Here is an 18,973-nt window from a genome sequence, read left to right as displayed (position 1 = left end):
CGGCGCCGAGTTATCCGCCGGCGGGCCGCTTGTTGCAACGCCTGGAAGACGTTTCGAAACATCAAATATCCGGTTGCCCTCCCGCGGGCCGGCTGGTCTCGGCGGGGTCGGTTGCCGCCGCCGACAGCAGGCGATCCGCGAGCCAGGTGGCGACGGTCAGATCGGCGCTGGTGCCGGGGTTGACGCCGGCCGATTTCAAGCCTCGATCGAGATTCGCGAGGTGCCGCCGGGCACGGTTCCAGTCGGGGCATGGCGCCATGTCGGCGACGCAGCCGCAGGCCATGCGCTGCACCTGCGCCGCGGTAGGCGCACCGAATTTGCGCAGCACGTGGCTGTCGGGGAAGCCGCTCAGGTAGGCCAGGTAGACGTCGGTCAGCGCCTGCGTTTCCTCGCCCCAGCGAGTGCGCCCTTGTCTCAGCGCGTCCACGCCGAAGCGAAAGACATCGGCATAGCCGCTGGCGTACTGGCCGGCGATGCGGTCGCGCTGCGCGGCTTCGCGCATGGCCGACAGCAGGTTCACGGTGGGGGCGGCGTGGACATCGTGGCGCGGGCTGCTGCCGAGTCCGCCCGGCGCGGCCAGGCGGATGGCGCGATAGACCCATTCGGTGTCCTCGCGCGTCGTCTCGTCGAGATCGCGGCGCAGGCGCTGCGACAGGGATTCGTGCGGCAGGCGGTGCTGTGCGGCACGGATCAGCGGCACCGCCAGCAGCACGATGCCGAGGTTGGTGTTGCAGCCGACCGCCTGGCGCGTCGCTGCGATCGCGCGATAGATCCGTTCGCCGAGCGGCAGTGTGCGATCGGTCACGTGCGGGGCGGCGGCTTCGGCGCTGAGCTGGAAATCGCGCGCCTGCATGCCGTGTCCGGGCGATTCGACGCTGACGTTGCCGGGCTTGAACGCGAGCACGTCGAGTTCGCAGGCAGTGCGGAAGGCTTCCGCAAACTCGGTGGTGTCGGGCAGGGGGGACAGGCGCACGTTCATGCGTAACGCTCCCGCAAGGCGGTTTTCACGTGCTGGTCGAGAAAATCGTTCACCAGCAGGGTGGCCACGTCGTCTTTCACGACCGTTTGCAGACCGCGCCAGGCCGGGATGCTGTTGACCTCGATCACCGTAAGGCGGCCGTCCCGGTCGCGCATCAGGTCGACGCCGGCGTACGCCATGCCGAGGGCCTGGCTGGCCGCCTCCGCCATCCGGAACAACGCCGGGTCCGCCGGCGCCGGCAGGCAGCGGGCGCCCTGCGCCACGTTGTTGATCCAGCTGGCGCCACGGCGGATCATGGCGGCGCGGCTGCGCCCGCCGACCACCAGGACCCGGTAGTCCTCCCAGTTGCCGGTGGCCGAGCCGACGAAGCGCTGCAGGTAGTAGACGTCGCGGTATTCGGCTGCCGGCGGCAGGTCGGCGGGCGCGGTCAGGCGGCGCAGGCCGTTGCCCTGGGAGCCGAACAGGGGCTTCAGCACCAGCTCGTGGCCGCTGGCGGCTTCCCGTATCAGCAGGGCGCGGGCCTGCGCTGCGGACTCCATTACCCAGGTGGGCGGGGTAGGCACCCCGGCCCGGTGCAGCAGCAGGCTGGTCATGGCCTTGTCCACGCTGGTTTCGATGGCGCGCACCGGGTTGTATACGGGTACGCCGGCGGCGGGCAGGGCGTGCAGGAAATCCAGGCGCAGGATCACCTGCTCCAGGGTGCCGCCGGACACGCCGCGCACGAAAGCGCCGTCCGGCAGGCGATCCTCGAAACCCGGCAGCACCAGGCCGGCGATGCCGCGCTCCAGATCCACCCGGCATTCGCTCAGCGACAGGTTCACGGCCTGGTAGCCGCGGGCGGCGAAGGCGCGGGCGAGCTTCTTGCCGTGCCAGCCCGGGTCATCAGTGAAGATAGCGATGCGGCCGATCATGAGAACGAACGCTCCAGCAGTTCCCCGTTCAGATGTCCGGCCCGGAAAGTGCGGCCTGTGGTCAGGCAGGTGACGCTCACGCAGGCGGGGGCGAACAACAGGGGGTCGATCTTGTAGAAATCATGGCCGGCCGCCTTGAAGACCTGGGCGAAAGGCTGGCCATAGTCACTGGATGCCTCGCTGGGCATGCGCTGGGCCAGGTCTTCCGCCGCCCCTTCCTCGCCGGAGACGAACAGGTGTACGCGGCCGCCGAACAGGATGGCGTCGTTGGTGCGGCCCATGGCGACGAGGAAATCCGGAGATGGCGGGCAGACCGGCGCCGTGCCCATGCCGTCGACGATATGCTCCACCGGGAAACCCAGGAAATGCGCCTTGTGCAGGGCCACTTCCAGCACCCGCGCCACCACCTGAACCGAACCGGCCAGGCTGCTGGTCGGGGTGAGGATCAGGGTCAGCTGCTGCGGCGTCACGCCGCATTGCTCGGCGATCTTGTCGAGCAGCGGGATGGGGGGAACCTTGCCGGTTTCCAGCACCAGGCAAGCGGATTCGGCCTGATCCCGGTAGCCCAGTTCCTGGAACAGCGTTTCCTTGCCGGCCAGGGCGCGGCCAGGGCCGGAGCCCAGGGCGAAAAAACCTTCCTTGCCTTCGCCATGCGACAGGCTCCAGCCGGCGTACTGGCTGCCCAGGCAGGCCAGCACCGGCTGCGCGGTCGACACGGCGAGCTCCCAGGGCCAGCCGGCAAAGCTGCCCGATGGGCCGAGGGTGACCCGACCGAGGCCGCCCAGGCAGATCTCGGCGATGCGCCGGCCGGCCTCGATCCCGCCCTGCACCTGGATTCCGGCGTCGACGATGCGGGTGCCGTTGGCCTGGTGCGAAACGGACAGACGCAGTGCTTGCGCCTCACGCACCAGTTGCTCCACCAGTGGAGCGGCGAGTTGGTTGAGGCTGGGCAAGGCAGGGGTGGCGTTCAGGGTCATGGTGCTTCAGTTCTGCCCGGTGGTGGAAAGGAGAGGTGAAACGCGTTGGGTGTGGAGGCGTGCGCGGCCGGTTTCGACCTCGCCATGCCGCGACAGACGTTCGAGAATGCGCTGGCGGAAACTCAAGGCCTGTTGTTCCGCCGCGTTGGCATCGGCAGCCGTCGCGTGCACCGTGCAGACCGGGTCGCCCGGTTCCAGCAGGGTGTCCATGCGGGGCAGGTCGGCACTCCAGTCCGGCCAGGGAAAGCCGGCGGGCACGCGCAGGGTTTCGCCGGCGTAGGCCACGGCGACGGCGCGGCTCGCCTCCGGTTTCGGCAGCGCGACGGGCAGGCGTCCGAGGCAGGACTGGACATGCAGGTCGAACAGGGCCGGCATCGGATTCACATCCCAGAGTTCCAGGGTGGCGGTGGGGCGGGGGTTGAGTTCCAGCAGGCTCCAGTCGCTGCCGTTCACCACGAAATCGATGCCGTTCAACCCCCTGAGGCCGAGGGCAGCGGTGAGGGCGCGGGCCGCTGCCTGCACGGCCGGGCCGACGCCGCCTGGCGCATTGTCCAGCGCCACGGCGCCGGCGTAGGCCCAGCGTCCGGGCGCCTGGGCCGGCGCCGGCAGGAGGCGGTTGAAACCGATCGCCCGGATCTCCCGGCCATCGGCGAGAAACAGCAGGGAGCAGGGCGTGCCGTCCACGCGGCGCTGGAAATAGACACCGGGGCGAGCCGCGATACCCGCCGCTTCGCGCACGTGGTGTCCGCCGCATCCGCCGGCGCGCTTGGCCAGCCAGCCGGCGGGGTCCGCGGGCGGGACGGACTGCACCTCGGGGAAGGGCAGTTCGAGGCGGCGCGCTAGGCTGGCGAAACCTATGGGATTGGCGCTCTCGGCCAGGACTTCCGCGGGATTGCCCAGGAGCTGGCGACCGCAGGCCAGCCGCTTCAGCAACTCCGGCTGGGCCTCGAAGCCGGAGCCGTACACCAGGCCGAGGCAATGCTCCAGCGGGCTGAGGCGCGCGGCGGCTTCGACCAGGCCCAGGGGCGCCAGATCGCCGTTTTCGTCCAGCGGCAGCCGCTGCCAGAGCCGGGCCAGGTCGCAGGTGTCGCGGTCGGCGAAGCCGTCCATGCCCACCGCGATCCGGCCGGCGCGTGCCGCTGCCTGCGCCAGGCCGCGGCCGCTCAGGGAGACCAGGAGAAAAGCCTCGGGGCGGGATTCAGGCTGCATGCAGGCGGGCCTCGTCGAGGCACTCGGGGAAGCCCAGATAAAGGGGCTTTTCGGCCGCCAGCATCTTCTGCAGCAAGCCTTGCTGAACCTTGTATTTGACGTTGCCGATGGCCAGAGGGCCGATGCCTACGGCCTTGCCAGCGGCTGTGGGCAGGGGAGCGGCGTCGTCCATGACGCCGATGCCTTCCACGCCCGCCGGCGGCACGGCGTTGATGTCCGCCGCCGCCAGGAGTGCCGTGGCACGGCCGAGATGCGCGGCTCCGAGCACCTGCACCCCGGCCTTGGCGGTAGCCAGCACGACCTCGGCCTGCGCCAGGAGGGCGTGCTTGGCCGTGTCAGAACCGGCGTCGGCGGCCTGGATGTCGACGCCGAAACGGCCATTGAGGAGGTCCACTGCTTCGCTTGCGCGGGCCAGGCCGTCATGGCCGGGGATCGTGACCCGGGCGCCGGCTTGTGCGGCCAGCACTGCCGCTGTCATGCCCACCGGGCCGGTGCCGCCGAACACCACGACCTGACGGCCGTCCAGGGTCGTGCCGTGGACCTGCGCCAGGGCCTGCTCCACCTTGGCGATCATGGCGGCGGCCGTGGTGTAGGCGCCGCTGGGGTCCGCGAACACGGAAACCTCAAACGGCGGCACCATGGCCCGGTGAGCGGCGTCCAGCATGTCGGTGGCGAGGATCGCGTCGCGGCCGCCGATGAAAATGCCGGTTCGCTTCACGCCCTTGGGGCCACGCGAGAAAATGGCGTCCTGGGTGAAGCCGGCGATGTCGGCAAGGCCGACCTCGGCGTAAGGGATCACCGCGTTCCAGCCGGCGTCGTAGGCCATGTTCACGTCGAACGGGCTGACCCGGGTGCCCGGCGTGGCGAAATGCAGCAGATAGGGTTTTTCCATGGGCTTCATCGTTTCTTGTCTGTGGTTGCCGTAGCGGTCTTAACCGTGCGCCGTAGCCAGCGCCGTGTTCGCCGTGATGCGCATATCCGCGCCGCGATTGCGGCCGGCGCAAACCATGAATTCGAGGCCGTCGGCGGCGAACTCGATGCGCGCAAACTGAGCCAGGGCGTGCGCCCGCGCTTCCGAATCCGCCAGCGCGAAACCGGTCGGTCCCCAGGAACTCTGGCCCACTCCGGCGGCGCCGTTTCCGGCCAGCCAGTCGAGGGCGCGCGCCACGCGCGGACTGGCGAAGCGGCCGCCCTGGGCCGGCGCGAAATGGTCGCCTACCACCTCCTGGATCTCGCTGATGGCGGCACCGAAGCCCGCGATATCGCCTTCCGCCAGGGACGGCATGGCCCGCATCAGCGCCAGGCGGCACAGGTGTCCGGCGCTGGCCTCGGGGAATGTCGGCAGGCTGGCGAAAGCCTGCTTTTCCGCATCGCCGTGCAGTCCCCGGTAGGCGGGATCGAATGCCAGCACCAGCCGCCAGTGCGCGGGGAATTTCAGGTGCGAGATCAGCGCGGGCGGCAGGTCCTGTTCCCCGCGGCCGCCGTCGACGACGAAGCCGCCATGCTCGAACAGGCCGAGGCCGATGCCGGAGCGGCCGCCGCGGCCGAGCGCGGTGGCCACCTCACGTGGCGACCATGTCATGCCGTACAGGCGCGCCAGCGCGGTGCCGACCGCCAGGGCGAGCTGGGTGCCGGAACCGAGCCCGGCGTGCTCGGGAATGGCCTGCTGGATGAACAGGCGCACGCCGCTCTTGATGCCGAGGGCATGCAGGGCCGAACGCGCGTAGGCTTCGGCGCGGTCGGCCTGGGGGCCTTCGGCCAAGATGCAGTCATCGGCATGCGCGGTGACGGTGGTGGCAAGTTCCTCCACGGCCAGGCCCAGGCTGCCGAAATGCCGCCCAAGGCCGCCATTGAGGTCGAGAAACCCCATGTGCAGCCTTGCGGGGGCTCTTACGGTTGCGCTGCGATTGGCGGTGAGCTTCATGATCGATGTAATGGGGTTGCTTGAGACTTTCCGGAAAGCAATCCCCATGCCATGAAAAAAAACCATACCAATCAGCGCGCTAGCGCTTCTTCGGGTTTGTCGCGGTGTGACACTCTGTCACGCCGGACGGACGGGCCGCGTGACATCCGGCTGGTGCGGCGAGCAGGCAGGCGCCGGCAAACCGCTTGATTCGCCAGACAAATGCCGTCGTGCTTTGCGTATGGCACGGAACCTGCTTGATGAGGTCGCTTTCACACACATCGCCCCCGCCTCTATGTCCGATTCCTGCTGTCCCTTCTGCGGCCTCGTTTGCGACGACCTTCGCGTCGCGGCCGACGCTTCCGGCGCGCGTGCCGGAAGCCCGGCCTGCGCGCGCGCTATCAAGCTGTTCGCCGCGCCCGCGCGCGGGGCGGCCCGGCTCGCCGGCCAGCCTGTCGAGCCTGCCGCTGCCTGCCGGGCCGCCGCCGACCTGCTGGCGCGCGCGCAGCGTCCCCTGATCGGCGGGCTGGCCTGTGACGTCGCCGGCCACCGTGCCGCCCTGGCGCTGGCCGAACAAACCGGCGGTGTGGTCGAGCACATGAACGGCGCTGCCCAGTTCCGCAACTGGCTGGCATTCCAGGATGGCGGCTGGATGACCACGACGCTGTCGGAAGTGCGCAACCGCGCCGACCTGATCGTGCTCGCCGGCACCGATACCCGCCGTTTTCCGCGTTTCTTCGAGCGCTGCCTGACACAGGAATCCCAGTTCGGCGAGCTGCGCCGGCGGCTCGTTGTCCTGGGAAGCGGGCTTTCCCCGGAGGCGGCGCACGCCGTCTCACCGGATCTCGTCATCCCGCTCCCGAACGCGCGCCTGGGCGAATTGTGCGGTGCCCTGCGCGCGCGCCTGGCCGGCCGGCGACTCGATGCCGACAGCGTGGCCGGGGTGCCGATGGAGCAGGTCGACGCCTTGCTGGAAACGCTGCGCGCAGCGCGCTACGGCGTGCTGGTGTGGAACGCGGCGGAACTGGATTTTCCGCACGCCGACCTGGCGATCCAGGCCATGGTCGATCTGGTCAAGGACCTCAACCAGACCACGCGCTGGTCGGGTCTGCCGCTCGGCGGCAACGACGGCGACACTTCCGCAGCCCAGGTCTGCACCTGGCAGGCGGGCTATCCGCTGCGCACCGCCTTCGAGGCTTCCGGTCCGCACTATCAGCCGCTGCTGTTCGGCACTGCGCGTCTGCTGGAAACGCGCGAGGTGGATGCGCTGCTATGGATCGCCGCGCTCGATCCGGAACGCGTGCCACCGGCCGCCGCCTGCCCGCGCATCGTCCTGGGCCGGCCGGACATGGTCTTTGCCGACCCGCCGGACGTATTTATTCCGGTGGCCGTGCCCGGTGTGCATCACGCCGGCTTCATGCACCGCATGGACGGGGTGGTGGCCCTGCCGCTGCAAGGCCATACACCCACCGAACTGCCCAGCGTGGCCCAGGCCCTGGCCGCGATCCAGCAGGAGATGAATCATGTTGCGACTTAAAGGCGGCCGCCTCTATGACCCTGAGCACGGTGTCGACGGCCAGGTGCGCGACCTCTATGTGGAGAATGGCCGCATCGTTGCCGCGCCCGGCCCGGAAACCCGCATCGACAGCGAGATCGACCTTTCCGGACGGGTCGTGATGGCCGGCGCCATCGACCTGCACACCCATATCGGCGGCGGCAAAATGAACATCGCCCGCGCCCTGCTGCCGGAGGACCACCGCGCCGATCCGGTGCCGGCCATGGGCGGGATGCACGCCGGCTGCGGCCACGCCGCGCCGTCCACCTGGACCACCGGCTACCGCTACGCCGAGATGGGCTATACCGCCTGTTTCGAACCGGCCATGCTGCCCTCCAACGCACGCCACGCCCATCTGGAAATGGGCGATATCCCGATGGTGGACAAGGGCGCCTACGCCATGCTCGGCAGCGACGACTTCTTTCTGCGCCTGCTGGCTTCCGGCAGCGACCAGCGCTTGATCAACGACTACGTCGGCTGGACGCTGGATGCTAGCCAGGCCATGGCGATCAAGGTGGTGAACCCGGGCGGCATCTCCGCTTTCAAGTTCAACGCCCGCAACCTGGATCTGGACGAGGCGCACCCGCATTACGGCGTCACCCCGCGCCAGGTGATCCGCGCCCTGGCCCGGGCCGTGCACGAACTGGGTGTGGCGCATCCGCTGCACGTGCACGCCAGCAACCTGGGCATACCCGGCAACGCCGACACCACGCTCGCCACCATGGCGGCGGCGGAAGGCCTGCCCATCCACCTGACCCACATCCAGTTCCACAGCTACGGCACCGAAGGGGAGCGCAGGTTCTCCTCGGAGGCGGAACGCATCGCCGATGCCATCAACCGCATGAGCAACGTGTCGGCCGACGTCGGCCAGATCCTGTTCGGCCAGACCGTCACCGCCTCCGGCGACAACATGAGCCAGCACCGCAATCACCGTCACGCCAGCCCGGACAAATGGGTGACCATGGACATCGAGTGCGATGCCGGCTGCGGCGTGGTGCCGTTCAAGTACAAGGACAAGAACTTCGTCAACGCATTGCAATGGGCCATCGGCCTGGAGCTGTTCCTGCGGGTCAGCGACCCCTGGCGCATTTTCCTGACCACCGACCATCCCAACGGCGCGCCCTTCACCAGCTATCCCCACCTGATCCGGCTGCTGATGGACCGCGGATTCCGCAACGCGAAACTGGACGAGATCAATGCCGAGGCGGCGGCCCACAGCCAGCTGCGCAGCCTGGAGCGGGAATACAGCCTGTACGAGATCGCCATCATGACCCGCGCCGCGCCGGCCCGTTCCCTCGGCCTTTCCGACCGCGGCCACCTGGGCGCAGGCGCGGCGGCGGACATCGTGGTGTACCGCGACGATGCCGACCGCGAAGCGATGTTCGAAAAGCCCGAGTACGTGTTCAAGGACGGCCAGCTCGTCGTGCGCGACGGCCGGGTGGTGAAGGTGGTCAACGGCGCCTTGCACGCGGTGAAGCCGGAATACGACAAGGCGATCGAGAAACCGCTCAAGGAATATTACGACCGCTACATGACCGTGAAGATGGAACACATCCGGGTAAGCGACGACGAGATCTGCGCCTGCGGCGCCAGCAAGCTGATCCCCCACCACTGCACGGGGAGGCGCGCATGATCCGCAACGGCGTGAGCATCGACGACACCTATGCCGAAGCCTTCGGCATGAAGGCCACCCGTATCGTCATCACCGCGGACAGCCTGGCCTGGGCGAAGCATTCCGCCAATGCGGCTTTTGGCTTCGCCACCTCGGTGATCGCCTGCGGCTGCGAGGCGGGCATCGAGCGCGAACTTGCCCCCGAAGAGACCCCGGACGGCCGTCCCGGCGTGGCCGGCCTGCTGTTCGCGGTCTCCACCAAGGAACTGGCCAAACAACTGGAACGCCGCGTCGGCCAGTGCGTGCTGACCTGTCCCACCACCGCCGTGTTCGCCGGTTGCGAAGGCGAGGAGCAATTGCCGCTGGGCAAGAACCTGCGCTATTTCGGCGACGGCTGGCAGATGTCCAAACTGATCGGCGGCCGGCGCTACTGGCGCATCCCGGTGATGGATGGCGAATTCCTGGCCGAGGAATCCACCGGCCTGCTGCGTTCCGTCGGCGGCGGCAACTTCCTGGTTCTCGCCCGTTCCCGCGCCCAGGCACTCGCCGCCTGCGAGGCGGCGGCGGCGGCCATCGCCGGGGTGCCCGGCGCGATCGCGCCGTTCCCCGGCGGCGTGGTGCGTTCCGGTTCCAAGATCGGCTCCAAGTACAAGGCGTTGCCGGCGTCCACCAACGACGCCTTCTGTCCGACCTTGCGCGGCGTGGCCCGGTCGGAACTGGGCGCCGACGTGGAAGCGGTGCTGGAGATCGTCATCGACGCGGTCAGCGACGCCGACATGCGCGCGGCCATGAAGGCCGGCCTCGACGCAGTGTGTGCGATCGGCGCGGCGGGCGGCATCGTGCGCTTGTCGGCCGGCAACTATGGCGGCAAATTGGGACAGTTCCACTATCGTCTGCGGGAGATCCTGGCATGAGCGCCATGACACTGACCTTGCGCGCCGCCCCGGCCGGCCGCATCGACATGAGCGGCGTGCTGCCCGAAACCCTGGGCGGCCGCACTGCCGGCGACATCGCCGCGCAAACCGTGCGGGTGGACGGCAACCCCGTGGCGCTGGGCGACCTGTTCGCGGTGACGCCGGGCGAGGCGGGCGCCGCGCTGCGGATTGATGCCGGCAGCGGCCGTCTCGATTGCCTCGGCAAGGGCATGACGTCCGGCACGCTGCATGTCGACGGGCCGGCCGGACATTATGCCGGCCAGGACCTGCGGGGCGGCGAGCTGATCATCGCGGGCGACGCCGGCGATTGCGCCGCCAACGGCATGCGCGGCGGCCTGCTGCGCATCGCCGGCAATGCCGGCGACTGGCTCGGCGCCGCCTTGATCGGCGACCGAGCCGGCATGGGCGGCGGCGTCGTCGCGGTGGCGGGCGACGCCGGCGATCGCCTCGGCGACCGCATGCGGCGCGGCCTGATCCTGGTGCGCGGCAAGGCAGGCGCAGCCTGCGGGGCGCGCTTGCTGGCCGGCACCCTGGTGGTCGCCGGGGGGTGCGCCGGCGTGCCCGGCCCCGGTCTGCGGCGGGGCAGCCTGATCCTCGGCCGGACGCCGGAAACCATGCCGGCCACCTACAACGATGCCGGCGTGGCGGATCTGTCCTGGCTCGGCCTGCTGCGCCGCCATGCCGAAGCCATCCTGCCCGGCGTGGTGCCGGACTCGTCGCGCGCGCGCCGCCACATGGGCGACCTTGCCTGCGGCGGCAAAGGCGAAATCCTGGTGCCGGCATGAAACTGGTGTTCCTGCGCCACGGCGAATCCGAATACAACCTGCGCGGCCTGTGCAACGCCGATCCCGGCGTGCCGGTGGCGCTGACGCCGGCCGGGCGGCTGCAGGCGCAGGCCGCCGCCGAACGTCTGCGCGGCCTGCCGATCGGCCGCGTCTACGTCTCGCGCCTGCGCCGCGCGCAGGAAACTGCGGCCATCGTCAACGCATGCCATTGCGCCGAGATCCATGTCGACGCCCGCCTCGACGACCGCAATACCGGCTTCGAGGGGCTGCCGGTGACGCAGTACCTCAACGCCATGCATGACGCCCCCGACCCTTTCGCGTGGAAGGCGCCGAATGGCGAGTCCTATCGCGAAATGGCGGCGCGCGTGCACGATTTTCTGGCCGAGTTGCGCGGCGTCAACGAATCCGCCGTGCTGGTGGTGACGCATCACGAAGTGCTGCAGGCCGTGGCCGGGCATTTTCAGAACCTGGATCCGGCGCGCATGTGGCAGGTCTGGATCGACAACTGCGAAACCCTCGAATTCGGGGGAGACTGAATCATGCTGCAATGCGGCCGCTATCGTTTCGACCTGGCGCGTCCACTGGTCATGGGCATCGTCAACGCGACGCCGGACTCGTTTTCCGACGGCGGCCGCTACGCCGATGCCGGGCGCGCCATCGAGCACGGCCTGAGGCTGCGCGAGGAGGGCGCCGACATCCTCGACATAGGCGGCGAGTCGACGCGCCCCGGTGCCGCGCCGGTCGATGCGAGGGTGGAATTGCAGCGCGTGCTGCCGGTCGTCGCCGGCCTCGCGGCGTGCGGTGCGGCCCTCTCGGTCGACACCATGAAGACCGAGGTGATGGCGGCCGCGCTGGCCGCCGGCGCGGACATGATCAACGACGTCAACGCCCTGCGTGCGCCGGGCGCGCTGCAAGCGGTGGCGGATTCCGATTGCGGCGTCTGCCTGATGCACATGCAGGGCACGCCGCTAACCATGCAACTGGCGCCGGCGTACGGCGAGGTGGCGCAGGACGTGGCGGATTATCTGCGCGCCCGTTTCGAGGCGGCGCGCCATGCCGGTATCGCGCGCGAGCGCCTGGTGCTGGATCCGGGTTTCGGCTTCGGCAAGACGCCGGCGCACAACATCGCGCTGTTTCGCGAACTGCGCCGCTTCACGCGCGAGGCGCCGACGCTGGTCGGGGTGTCGCGCAAATCGCTGTTCGGTGAGATCGCCGGCCGGACGCTGGAGCAGCGGATGATCGCCAGCGTCACGGCGGCGCTGCTCGCCGCGATGCGTGGCGCTGCGATCGTGCGCGTGCACGATGTTGCGTCCACGGTGGATGCGCTGAAGGTCTGGCAGGTGCTGGGCAGCGAAAACTGAGACCTCGATCCGACCAGGAGTCCTGCCATGCGTGTTTATGCCCTTCCGCTGCTCACCGCCCTGATGTTCGCCGGCCCGGCGCTGGCGGCCGATGTCAGGATCGAGAACGCCTGGGCGCGCCCCACGGTGCCGGGCCAGCAGGTGGCCGGCGCATTCATGGACATCACCGCCGCGCACGACCTGGAACTGGTGGCGGGCGCCACGCCGGCGGCGGCAGCGGTCGAGTTGCATTTCATGCGCATGGACGGCGAGCGGATGGAAATGCGCGAACTGGAATCGATCAGGCTGCCCGCGGGCGAGACCGTCAGCCTGGAACCCGGCGGCCTGCATGCCATGCTGATCGGGTTGAAAGCGCCACTCGGCGCCGGTGACAGCGTGCCGATGACGCTGACCGTGCGCGATGGCGCCGGCAAGCGGAGCACGATCGGGATCACATTGACCGTGCCGGCGCCGCGCGACTGAGGCCGTGTAGAGCGAGTTGCGCCGGCGCCGCTCATCGGCGCTTCCCCGAGCCCGGCACCCCCCAACGCAGCACTCCCCACGCAGGCGAGCCATGGGAATTTCCTTTCCGGTTGCGCGACGCGCAGCCATCGATTGAACTGGCCGCTGCTTCCGGTTCGGCTGCTCTCCCGGAGAATGCCTGCGCCGATTAAGTAGTAATACTGTATTGACACAGTATTGATGCCAATTTACGGCGCTCCGGCGTGCCTCTGTAATGGATGCCTGGCCCCTCGCGCGACGCGCGGGATCATAAACCATAAGGAGACGCAATGAACAAATCTTTTCCCCGCACTGCGCTGACAGGTGTGCTGCTGGCGGCGTTCGCCACGCTGGCGCATGCCGACAACCGGCTCGATGTGAGCCTTGGGCTGGTCAACATCCGTCCCGACGTCGAATCGCCTGTGGTCGGGGCGGATGCCACCAACGAGACCAAGCCGATCCTGAACCTGACTTATTACCTGAACGAAAACCTGGCGCTGAACACCGCTGCCGGGATCACGCGCCATACCTTCAGCGCCGGCGGCGCGACGCTGGGCAAGGCAAGCATGGCGCCGTTCCACCTGATGCTGCAATACCATTTCATGCCGAAGTCGGATTTCAGCCCCTATGTCGGCGCCGGCATCCATCACACCGTGTTCTTCGACAAGAGCGGGCCGGCGTTCGACGGCTTGCGCGGGTTTCCCGCGGATACCGGAGCGGTGTTGCAGGCCGGGTTCGATTACGCCGTGAACAAGGACTATTTCATCAATTTCGATGTGAAGAAGTTTTACCTGGAAACCGACGTGCGGCCGGGCGGCGGCGGCGCCAAGATCGAGACCCTCAAGCTCGATCCGCTGCTGATCGGCCTGGCGGTAGGACGGCATTTCTGAGGCGTCTGCGCCCGCACTGGAGAGGACGGCGGGTGCGCGCGCAACCGATCCCCGAAGAGGTGCAAGGGAAACGGCCCGTTCATTCCGGCAGGACGCCTGCGCCCAACCGGCGATCCGCGCGCCCTGGGGAATGACGGCGGGGCCGCATGACAGAGTGTCATCCGCTTGTCCTGAGCGCGGGACAGATCGCGGCCGCCCAACCGGGACGGAATCCAGTGCCGGCCGGTCTTTTCGGCATGCCATGCAAATTGGTTCGATTGTTGCTTGATAAGGTTATTCGTCCGGATAGCTGTCGGTAGCTTCAGGCCAAACAGTTCCGGAATGACCCGATCCGACCGGAGCGATTCATTTGGATTACCCCGCTAATCCGTTTGCCTGGGCACTGCTATCGACCGTTCTCACGCTGATGGCGGGCCTGATACTGTACGTTACCCGCCTCAACCTGCGCTTGCGCCATTCCAAGCGGGTGCTGGAAAACGAAATCGGTGAACGCTGCCGGGCCGAAGAAAAGCTGGCGGAAAACGAAAACCGGCTGCGCCAGATCATCGCCTCGGAGCCGGAATGCGTGAAGCTGCAAACCCTCGACGGCATCCTGCTGGAAATGAATCCGGCCGGACTGGCGCTGCTCGAAGCCGGCCAGCCGGGCGACATCATCGGCACCTCGGTCTACGACATGGTCGCGCCGGAATTCCGCGACGAATACCGCGCGCTCACCGAACGGATATTTGCCGGCGAATCCGGCGTCATGGAGTTCCAGATCGTCAGCCTGAAAGGCCGCCGACGCTGGATGGAAACCCACGCCGTGCCGCTGCGCGACGGACGCGGCAACGTGATCGCGCTGCTTGGCATCACGCGCGACATCACCGCGCGCAAGCACGCCGAGGACGAGGTGCGCCTGCATTACCGCGAGCTGGCCCATGCGGCGCGCGTCAACACGATGGGCGAGATGGCTTCCGGGCTGGCGCACGAGCTGAACCAGCCGCTTGCCGCCATTGCCAACTACTCGCGCGGCTGCCTGCGGCGCATCCGTTCCGGCGGCGGCACGGTGGAAGACCTGACCCAGGCCATCGAGCAGGTCTGCCAGCAGGCCGAGCGCGCCGGCGGCATTATCAGCAGCCTGCGCCGTTTCGTGAACAAGGAGGACAGCCCTCGCCAGCCGCAGGATCTGCATGCCATCGTGCGCGAAGCCATGCTGATTGCCGGGCCGGAAGTGAAGCTGCACCAGGTCGACATCAGGCTGAATCTGGCACCCGGCATGCCGCACGTGCTGGGCCACGCCATCCAGATCGAGCAGGTCGTGCTCAATCTGGTGCGCAACGCAATCGAGGCGATGGGTGATGTGCCGCCCGGACGACGCTATCTCACGCTGCGCACCTACGTGGCGGAGGGGAAGGCGGTGGTGGAGGTGCGCGATACCGGCTCCGGGCTGCCGCGCGAAATGCAGAACCGGATTTTCGAGCCGTTCTTCACCACCAAGTCGGCGGGCATGGGCATGGGCCTGCCGATCTGCCGCTCCATCGTCGAGGCCCATGGCGGTGCCCTGATTCCCTTGCCCAACCCGAACGGCGATGGCCTTACGTTCCGCTTCACCCTGTGCCTGGCTGACGAGGAGGAAATAGATGGCTGAACAGCAAACCGTTTTCGTGATCGACGACGATCAGGCCGCGCGCGAATCGCTGCGCTGGTTGCTGGAGTCGGTCGGCCATCGGGTGTGCGGCTATTCCTCGGCACGTGAATTTCTCAATGTCTACGACGGCGCCTCCCCCGGCTGCCTGGTGCTGGATGTGCGCATACCCGGTATGAGCGGCCTGGAGTTGCAGAGTCACCTGCTGGAGCGCGACTGGTGCCTGCCGGTCATCATCGTCACCGGTCACGGCGACGTGCCCATGGCGGTGCGTGCGATGAAAGCCGGCGCTATCGATTTCCTGCAGAAGCCTTACAACGACCAGGCCTTGCTCGATCGCATCCAGCTGGCCCTGGAACTGTGCCGGCAACGCCGCCACAGCCACGGCGAGCTGGCCCGGATCCAGGCCAACTACCGGCAATTGACCCCGCGTGAGCGGGAAGTCGCCGCGCACGTGGTGGCCGGCAAGGCCAACAAGGTGATTGCCATCAAACTGGGCCTGAGCCCGAAGACCATCGAGGTGTACCGCGCCAACGTCATGTTCAAGATGCGTGTGAATTCCCTGCCCGAGCTGGTGCAGGTATGGATGCGCATGGAAACGCCGGCGGCGAGCGAGGCCAGCCCGGTTTCCTGAGACCGACCTGCCCGCCGCGGTCCGTGCCATTTTGCCCGGGAAGGCTGGCTGTGCCGTCAGGGACAGGCAGCCTTGCGGCGCGTGCCGGGCGGTTTCCGCCTGCATACCCAATCCGGATTAAGGGAATCTACTCATCCGGATGCTCGCTCGTCCGACTTATTTTCATCGCCGCAATCCCATTTAATGCAGTCAACGGCATGCACTGTCGCGCGCCGCCGATCCCCCCACACACGAGAGGAAACTGACCATGTCGCAAGAAACCGTCAAAGCCGCCCTGATGCAGGCCATCGCCGGCATCCAGGGCAACCCCGGCGCCGCCAAGGTGGTATTCCGTGCCGATACCCGACTGGAAGAGGACGTGCGCTGCAGCGCCAGGGTGCGCGACTTTCCGACCATCATCGTCGACGAGCCGCCCGAGCTGGGAGGGGCCGACGCCGCACCCAATCCGGTGGAACTGCTGCTGGTCGCGCTGGGCGCATGCCAGGAAATCATGTACAGCGCCTACGCTTCGGTCATGGGCGTCAAGCTCAATAGCGTCAAGGTCAATCTGCGCGGCTATCTCGACCTGCGCGGCCTGTTCGGCATGGATGGGGCCATCCCCCCGGGCTATCAGAAAATCATTTTCGAGACCGAGGTGAATAGCCCGGCCGACACCGAAACGCTCATGAAACTGGTGCAGACCGTGGAAAGCCACTGCCCGGTGATGGATAGCCTGATGCGCGCCATCGAGGTCAGCGGCCAGGTCACCCTCAACGGCAAGCTGGTGGAGGCCGAGGCGCTTTCGGCCTGACCTGAAAACAGGTGTTCGTTCGGCGCCTCCGGGCGGGCGGACGGACACAGGAGACACACCATGCCCAAACACATCGCCATTATCGGCGGCGGTCCCGCAGGCTACGTCGCCGCTTCCCACGCCGCGGCGGAAGGTGCGAACGTCACCCTGATCGACCCGCATTCCCTGGGCGGCACCTGCCTGCATCGCGGCTGCATTCCCACCAAGACCCTGGTCGAGGTCTGCAATCTCCTTGAAAAGATGCGTCGCGCGGAAACCTACGGGCTGCGCCTCAACGGCAGCATCGAGGCTGACTGGCCGGCGATGCGCGCCAAGGCCGGGCAGGTTATCGGCCTGCTCAATCGCGGCATCGATGGCCTCATGGCGGATCGCAAAGTGGCGCATATCCAGGGGCGCGGCTACATGATCGACGGCCGGCGCGTCGAGGTGCCGGGGCACGGCATGGTCGAAGCCGACGCCGTGCTGATCTGCACCGGCTCCAGCCCCATCCGGCCGGCAAGTTTCCAGGTCGATGGCGAACGCATCGCCACCAGCGACGACCTGCTGAAATGGGACGCTCTCCCGAGCTCCCTGCTCATCGTCGGCGATGGCGTGGTGGCCTGCGAATTCGCCTTCATCATGCACGCCCTGGGCGTGCAGGTGACCCTCACCGCCATGGGCGAGCGTCCGCTGCCTTTCCTGGATCAGGATATCGCCAGCGTCGTGCAGCGGGAAATGCGCAAGCTCGGCATCGAATTCATCGGCGGTTGCCTGGTGGAACGGCTTGAAACCACGCCGGGCGGCGTCGCCGCCTATGCCGACGGCCAGCTGGTGGCCACCGCCGAACGCGCCCTGGTGGCTGTCGGGCGGCGCCCCCAAAGCTCGGGACTTGGCCTGGAAGAGGCCGGTGTGGCCGTGGGCCAGCGCGGCGAGATCATGACCGACAGCCTGATGCGCACCAACCTGGCGGGGCTTTATGCGGTGGGCGACGTCAACGGCCGCCTCGCACTGGCCCACGCCGCCTCGGCGCAGGCGCGTCTGGCGGTGGATCACGCGCTGGGGCTGGATCCCACGCCGCTCGACGAAGCAGCCATCCCGTGGGCCGTGTTCACCATGCCGGAGATCGGATGCGTCGGCCTCACCGAACGGGATGCCGTCGAAAAAGGCCATATCGTCAGTTGCGGCCGCTTCGACCTGCGCTGCCTCGGCAAGGCCCAGGCCATGGGCGAATTGACCGGCCTGGCCAAGGTGGTGGCGGACCGCGTCAGCGGGCGCCTGCTCGGTGTCCACATCGTCGGCGCACACGCGTCCGACATGGTGCACGAGGCTGCGGTGCTGATCCGCCAGGGCGCCACCGTGCATGCCATCACCCAAACCGTGCACGCCCATCCCACTCTGTCGGAAGCGCTGCTGGAAGCCGCCGAGGATGCGCTAGGCCAGGCCGTGCACAAACCCATGAAACGCGAGAAGACCCATCATGTCAGCACATTACCCTGAAGACCGCCTGTATCATCTTGACGCCCTCTGGCTGCAGCGCCAGGAAGGGGACGAAGCCCTGGTGGGGATCAATCATTTCGCGCAGCAAAGCCTGGGTGAGGTCGTATTCCTGGACCTGCCCCGGGTGGGCGCTGCCATTCGCCAGGACACTCCCCTCGGGACCATCGAATCCCACAAGGCCGTGTCCGACATGATCGCACCCGTCGACGGCAGCGTGCTGGCGGTCAATCCGCGCCTGCGCGGAGAGCCCGGACTGGTCAACAGCGACCCCTATGGCGAGGGCTGGGTGTTGCGCATCCGCCTGGCCGCAGCGGCGGAAACCGGCCATCTGCTGGAGGCCGGCGGTTATCGCAAACACATCGGCCTGGCAGCATGAAGGCCGGTTTTTCATTTACAGGAGACCCCACATGAGCTTTACCACGCAAGACCTCATCGCCCAGGCAAGATCCCAGATCACCGAATGGGATGCCCCTACCGCCGCGCGCGCACTGGCGGCGCGAAAAGGCATCATCCTTCTGGACGTGCGCGAGCCTGCGGAATTCGGCGAGGGGTGCATTGGCAACGCCTGCAACATTCCGCGCGGCGTGCTTGAATTCAAGGTCGACCCGGGCTATCCGGCCTGCGAGAAAACGCTGCTCGATCGCCAGCTGGAAATCCTGGTGTACTGCAAGACAGGCGGGCGCAGCGCATTCGCCGCCCATACCCTGAAACAGCTGGGCTACCTTAACGTGGCCTCTCTGGAGGGCGGGATCGAGGCCTGGAAGAGCGCTGGCTTCGACGTGACTCAGGTGCGGACGTGACGGCGCGGCCGCAACCCGGGAACACGGCTACGCATTCGAATGCCGCCCGCGA

General features: G+C 67.8%; 20 protein-coding genes. 14 read left to right on the top strand and 6 right to left on the bottom strand.

Translation table 11 applies throughout. The annotated features are described in order from the left end of the window. Positions 1-61: 61 nt before the first annotated feature. The 6 genes from BGO62_RS08485 to BGO62_RS08460 are packed head-to-tail and all read right to left on the bottom strand — an operon-like array spanning position 62 to position 6,000. Entirely contained in the window at positions 62-979 is a 918-nt protein-coding gene (locus BGO62_RS08485) for a triphosphoribosyl-dephospho-CoA synthase (RefSeq protein ID WP_296641271.1), read from the bottom strand. Beyond that, a complete protein-coding gene (locus BGO62_RS08480; RefSeq protein ID WP_296641268.1) occupies positions 976-1,890 on the bottom strand; it encodes an ATP-grasp domain-containing protein in 915 nt (304 codons plus the stop codon). The genes BGO62_RS08485 and BGO62_RS08480 overlap by 4 nt, the downstream gene beginning before the upstream one ends. Further along, the gene (gene mch, locus BGO62_RS08475) at positions 1,887-2,867 is read right to left on the bottom strand and encodes a methenyltetrahydromethanopterin cyclohydrolase (protein WP_296641265.1); all 981 of its coding nucleotides are present in this window, start codon (positions 2,865-2,867) and stop codon (positions 1,887-1,889) included. Before mch ends, BGO62_RS08480 begins: the two co-directional genes overlap by 4 nt. Positions 2,868-2,873: 6 nt before the next feature. Then, entirely contained in the window at positions 2,874-4,076 is a 1,203-nt protein-coding gene (locus tag BGO62_RS08470; protein WP_296641263.1) for an ATP-grasp domain-containing protein, read from the bottom strand. Beyond that, on the bottom strand, positions 4,066-4,968 hold the full coding sequence (locus tag BGO62_RS08465; RefSeq protein ID WP_296641260.1) for an NAD(P)-dependent methylenetetrahydromethanopterin dehydrogenase: 903 nt from the start codon (positions 4,966-4,968) through the stop codon (positions 4,066-4,068). The genes BGO62_RS08470 and BGO62_RS08465 overlap by 11 nt, the downstream gene beginning before the upstream one ends. A gap of 39 nt (positions 4,969-5,007) precedes the next feature. After that, complete coding sequence (locus BGO62_RS08460) at positions 5,008-6,000, bottom strand: beta-ribofuranosylaminobenzene 5'-phosphate synthase family protein (RefSeq protein WP_296641257.1); 993 nt, start codon at positions 5,998-6,000, stop codon at positions 5,008-5,010. A 274-nt stretch (positions 6,001-6,274) separates the two neighbouring features. Between BGO62_RS08460 and BGO62_RS08455 the strand changes: the two genes are divergently transcribed. The 14 genes from BGO62_RS08455 (at position 6,275) to BGO62_RS08390 (ending at position 18,921) form a co-directional block, all read left to right on the top strand. Further along, positions 6,275-7,516, top strand: a complete 1,242-nt coding sequence (locus BGO62_RS08455; protein WP_296641256.1) for a hypothetical protein — start codon at positions 6,275-6,277, stop codon at positions 7,514-7,516. Further along, positions 7,503-9,167, top strand: a complete 1,665-nt coding sequence (locus BGO62_RS08450) for a formylmethanofuran dehydrogenase subunit A (protein ID WP_296641253.1) — start codon at positions 7,503-7,505, stop codon at positions 9,165-9,167. Before BGO62_RS08455 ends, BGO62_RS08450 begins: the two co-directional genes overlap by 14 nt. Further along, positions 9,164-10,060, top strand: a complete 897-nt coding sequence (fhcD, locus tag BGO62_RS08445) for a formylmethanofuran--tetrahydromethanopterin N-formyltransferase (RefSeq protein ID WP_296641251.1) — start codon at positions 9,164-9,166, stop codon at positions 10,058-10,060. The genes BGO62_RS08450 and fhcD overlap by 4 nt, the downstream gene beginning before the upstream one ends. Beyond that, entirely contained in the window at positions 10,057-10,866 is an 810-nt protein-coding gene (locus tag BGO62_RS08440) for a formylmethanofuran dehydrogenase subunit C (protein ID WP_296641248.1), read from the top strand. Before fhcD ends, BGO62_RS08440 begins: the two co-directional genes overlap by 4 nt. Beyond that, positions 10,863-11,402: a histidine phosphatase family protein gene (locus BGO62_RS08435; RefSeq protein ID WP_296641245.1), complete on the top strand. Its 540-nt coding sequence runs from the start codon at positions 10,863-10,865 to the stop codon at positions 11,400-11,402. The genes BGO62_RS08440 and BGO62_RS08435 overlap by 4 nt, the downstream gene beginning before the upstream one ends. A 3-nt stretch (positions 11,403-11,405) precedes the next feature. After that, positions 11,406-12,227, top strand: a complete 822-nt coding sequence (folP, locus tag BGO62_RS08430) for a dihydropteroate synthase (protein WP_296641242.1) — start codon at positions 11,406-11,408, stop codon at positions 12,225-12,227. A 27-nt stretch (positions 12,228-12,254) separates the two neighbouring features. Next, positions 12,255-12,689: a copper chaperone PCu(A)C gene (locus BGO62_RS08425; RefSeq protein WP_296641239.1), complete on the top strand. Its 435-nt coding sequence runs from the start codon at positions 12,255-12,257 to the stop codon at positions 12,687-12,689. A 308-nt stretch (positions 12,690-12,997) separates the two neighbouring features. Further along, entirely contained in the window at positions 12,998-13,597 is a 600-nt protein-coding gene (locus BGO62_RS08420) for an OmpW family outer membrane protein (protein WP_296641236.1), read from the top strand. Positions 13,598-13,946: 349 nt separating this feature from the next. Then, a complete protein-coding gene (locus BGO62_RS08415) occupies positions 13,947-15,224 on the top strand; it encodes an ATP-binding protein (RefSeq protein ID WP_296641235.1) in 1,278 nt (425 codons plus the stop codon). Further along, positions 15,217-15,855, top strand: coding sequence for a response regulator transcription factor (locus BGO62_RS08410; RefSeq protein WP_296641232.1), 639 nt, complete (start codon positions 15,217-15,219; stop codon positions 15,853-15,855). The genes BGO62_RS08415 and BGO62_RS08410 overlap by 8 nt, the downstream gene beginning before the upstream one ends. 247 nt (positions 15,856-16,102) lie before the next feature. Next, complete coding sequence (locus tag BGO62_RS08405; protein ID WP_296641230.1) at positions 16,103-16,645, top strand: OsmC family protein; 543 nt, start codon at positions 16,103-16,105, stop codon at positions 16,643-16,645. Positions 16,646-16,705: 60 nt separating this feature from the next. Next, positions 16,706-18,121 carry a dihydrolipoyl dehydrogenase gene (gene lpdA, locus BGO62_RS08400; RefSeq protein ID WP_296641227.1) on the top strand — a complete coding sequence of 472 codons (1,416 nt, stop codon included), beginning with the start codon at positions 16,706-16,708 and terminating at the stop codon, positions 18,119-18,121. Then, entirely contained in the window at positions 18,102-18,497 is a 396-nt protein-coding gene (gene gcvH, locus BGO62_RS08395; RefSeq protein ID WP_296641225.1) for a glycine cleavage system protein GcvH, read from the top strand. Before lpdA ends, gcvH begins: the two co-directional genes overlap by 20 nt. A 31-nt stretch (positions 18,498-18,528) precedes the next feature. Continuing rightward, the gene (locus BGO62_RS08390) at positions 18,529-18,921 is read left to right on the top strand and encodes a rhodanese-like domain-containing protein (RefSeq protein ID WP_296641222.1); all 393 of its coding nucleotides are present in this window, start codon (positions 18,529-18,531) and stop codon (positions 18,919-18,921) included. Positions 18,922-18,973: the final 52 nt, after the last annotated feature.

This window comes from Thiobacillus sp. 65-1402 (assembly GCF_001897685.1).
Lineage (GTDB): Bacteria > Pseudomonadota > Gammaproteobacteria > Burkholderiales > Thiobacillaceae > Thiobacillus.
The sequence above is the reverse complement of the archived record's forward strand: the minus strand, read 5'-3'. Positions and strand labels throughout refer to the sequence as shown.

What these genes read in the sequence shown, in the direction of transcription:
- BGO62_RS08485 (WP_296641271.1), bottom strand. Translation starts at nt 979, where the DNA reads ATGAACGTGCGCCTGTCCCCCCTGCCCGACACCACCGAGTTTGCGGAA.
- BGO62_RS08480 (WP_296641268.1), bottom strand. Translation starts at nt 1,890, where the DNA reads ATGATCGGCCGCATCGCTATCTTCACTGATGACCCGGGCTGGCACGGC.
- mch (WP_296641265.1), bottom strand. Translation starts at nt 2,867, where the DNA reads ATGACCCTGAACGCCACCCCTGCCTTGCCCAGCCTCAACCAACTCGCC.
- BGO62_RS08470 (WP_296641263.1), bottom strand. Translation starts at nt 4,076, where the DNA reads ATGCAGCCTGAATCCCGCCCCGAGGCTTTTCTCCTGGTCTCCCTGAGC.
- BGO62_RS08465 (WP_296641260.1), bottom strand. Translation starts at nt 4,968, where the DNA reads ATGGAAAAACCCTATCTGCTGCATTTCGCCACGCCGGGCACCCGGGTC.
- BGO62_RS08460 (WP_296641257.1), bottom strand. Translation starts at nt 6,000, where the DNA reads ATGAAGCTCACCGCCAATCGCAGCGCAACCGTAAGAGCCCCCGCAAGG.
- BGO62_RS08455 (WP_296641256.1), top strand. Translation starts at nt 6,275, where the DNA reads ATGTCCGATTCCTGCTGTCCCTTCTGCGGCCTCGTTTGCGACGACCTT.
- BGO62_RS08450 (WP_296641253.1), top strand. Translation starts at nt 7,503, where the DNA reads ATGTTGCGACTTAAAGGCGGCCGCCTCTATGACCCTGAGCACGGTGTC.
- fhcD (WP_296641251.1), top strand. Translation starts at nt 9,164, where the DNA reads ATGATCCGCAACGGCGTGAGCATCGACGACACCTATGCCGAAGCCTTC.
- BGO62_RS08440 (WP_296641248.1), top strand. Translation starts at nt 10,057, where the DNA reads ATGAGCGCCATGACACTGACCTTGCGCGCCGCCCCGGCCGGCCGCATC.
- BGO62_RS08435 (WP_296641245.1), top strand. Translation starts at nt 10,863, where the DNA reads ATGAAACTGGTGTTCCTGCGCCACGGCGAATCCGAATACAACCTGCGC.
- folP (WP_296641242.1), top strand. Translation starts at nt 11,406, where the DNA reads ATGCTGCAATGCGGCCGCTATCGTTTCGACCTGGCGCGTCCACTGGTC.
- BGO62_RS08425 (WP_296641239.1), top strand. Translation starts at nt 12,255, where the DNA reads ATGCGTGTTTATGCCCTTCCGCTGCTCACCGCCCTGATGTTCGCCGGC.
- BGO62_RS08420 (WP_296641236.1), top strand. Translation starts at nt 12,998, where the DNA reads ATGAACAAATCTTTTCCCCGCACTGCGCTGACAGGTGTGCTGCTGGCG.
- BGO62_RS08410 (WP_296641232.1), top strand. Translation starts at nt 15,217, where the DNA reads ATGGCTGAACAGCAAACCGTTTTCGTGATCGACGACGATCAGGCCGCG.
- BGO62_RS08405 (WP_296641230.1), top strand. Translation starts at nt 16,103, where the DNA reads ATGTCGCAAGAAACCGTCAAAGCCGCCCTGATGCAGGCCATCGCCGGC.
- lpdA (WP_296641227.1), top strand. Translation starts at nt 16,706, where the DNA reads ATGCCCAAACACATCGCCATTATCGGCGGCGGTCCCGCAGGCTACGTC.
- gcvH (WP_296641225.1), top strand. Translation starts at nt 18,102, where the DNA reads ATGTCAGCACATTACCCTGAAGACCGCCTGTATCATCTTGACGCCCTC.
- BGO62_RS08390 (WP_296641222.1), top strand. Translation starts at nt 18,529, where the DNA reads ATGAGCTTTACCACGCAAGACCTCATCGCCCAGGCAAGATCCCAGATC.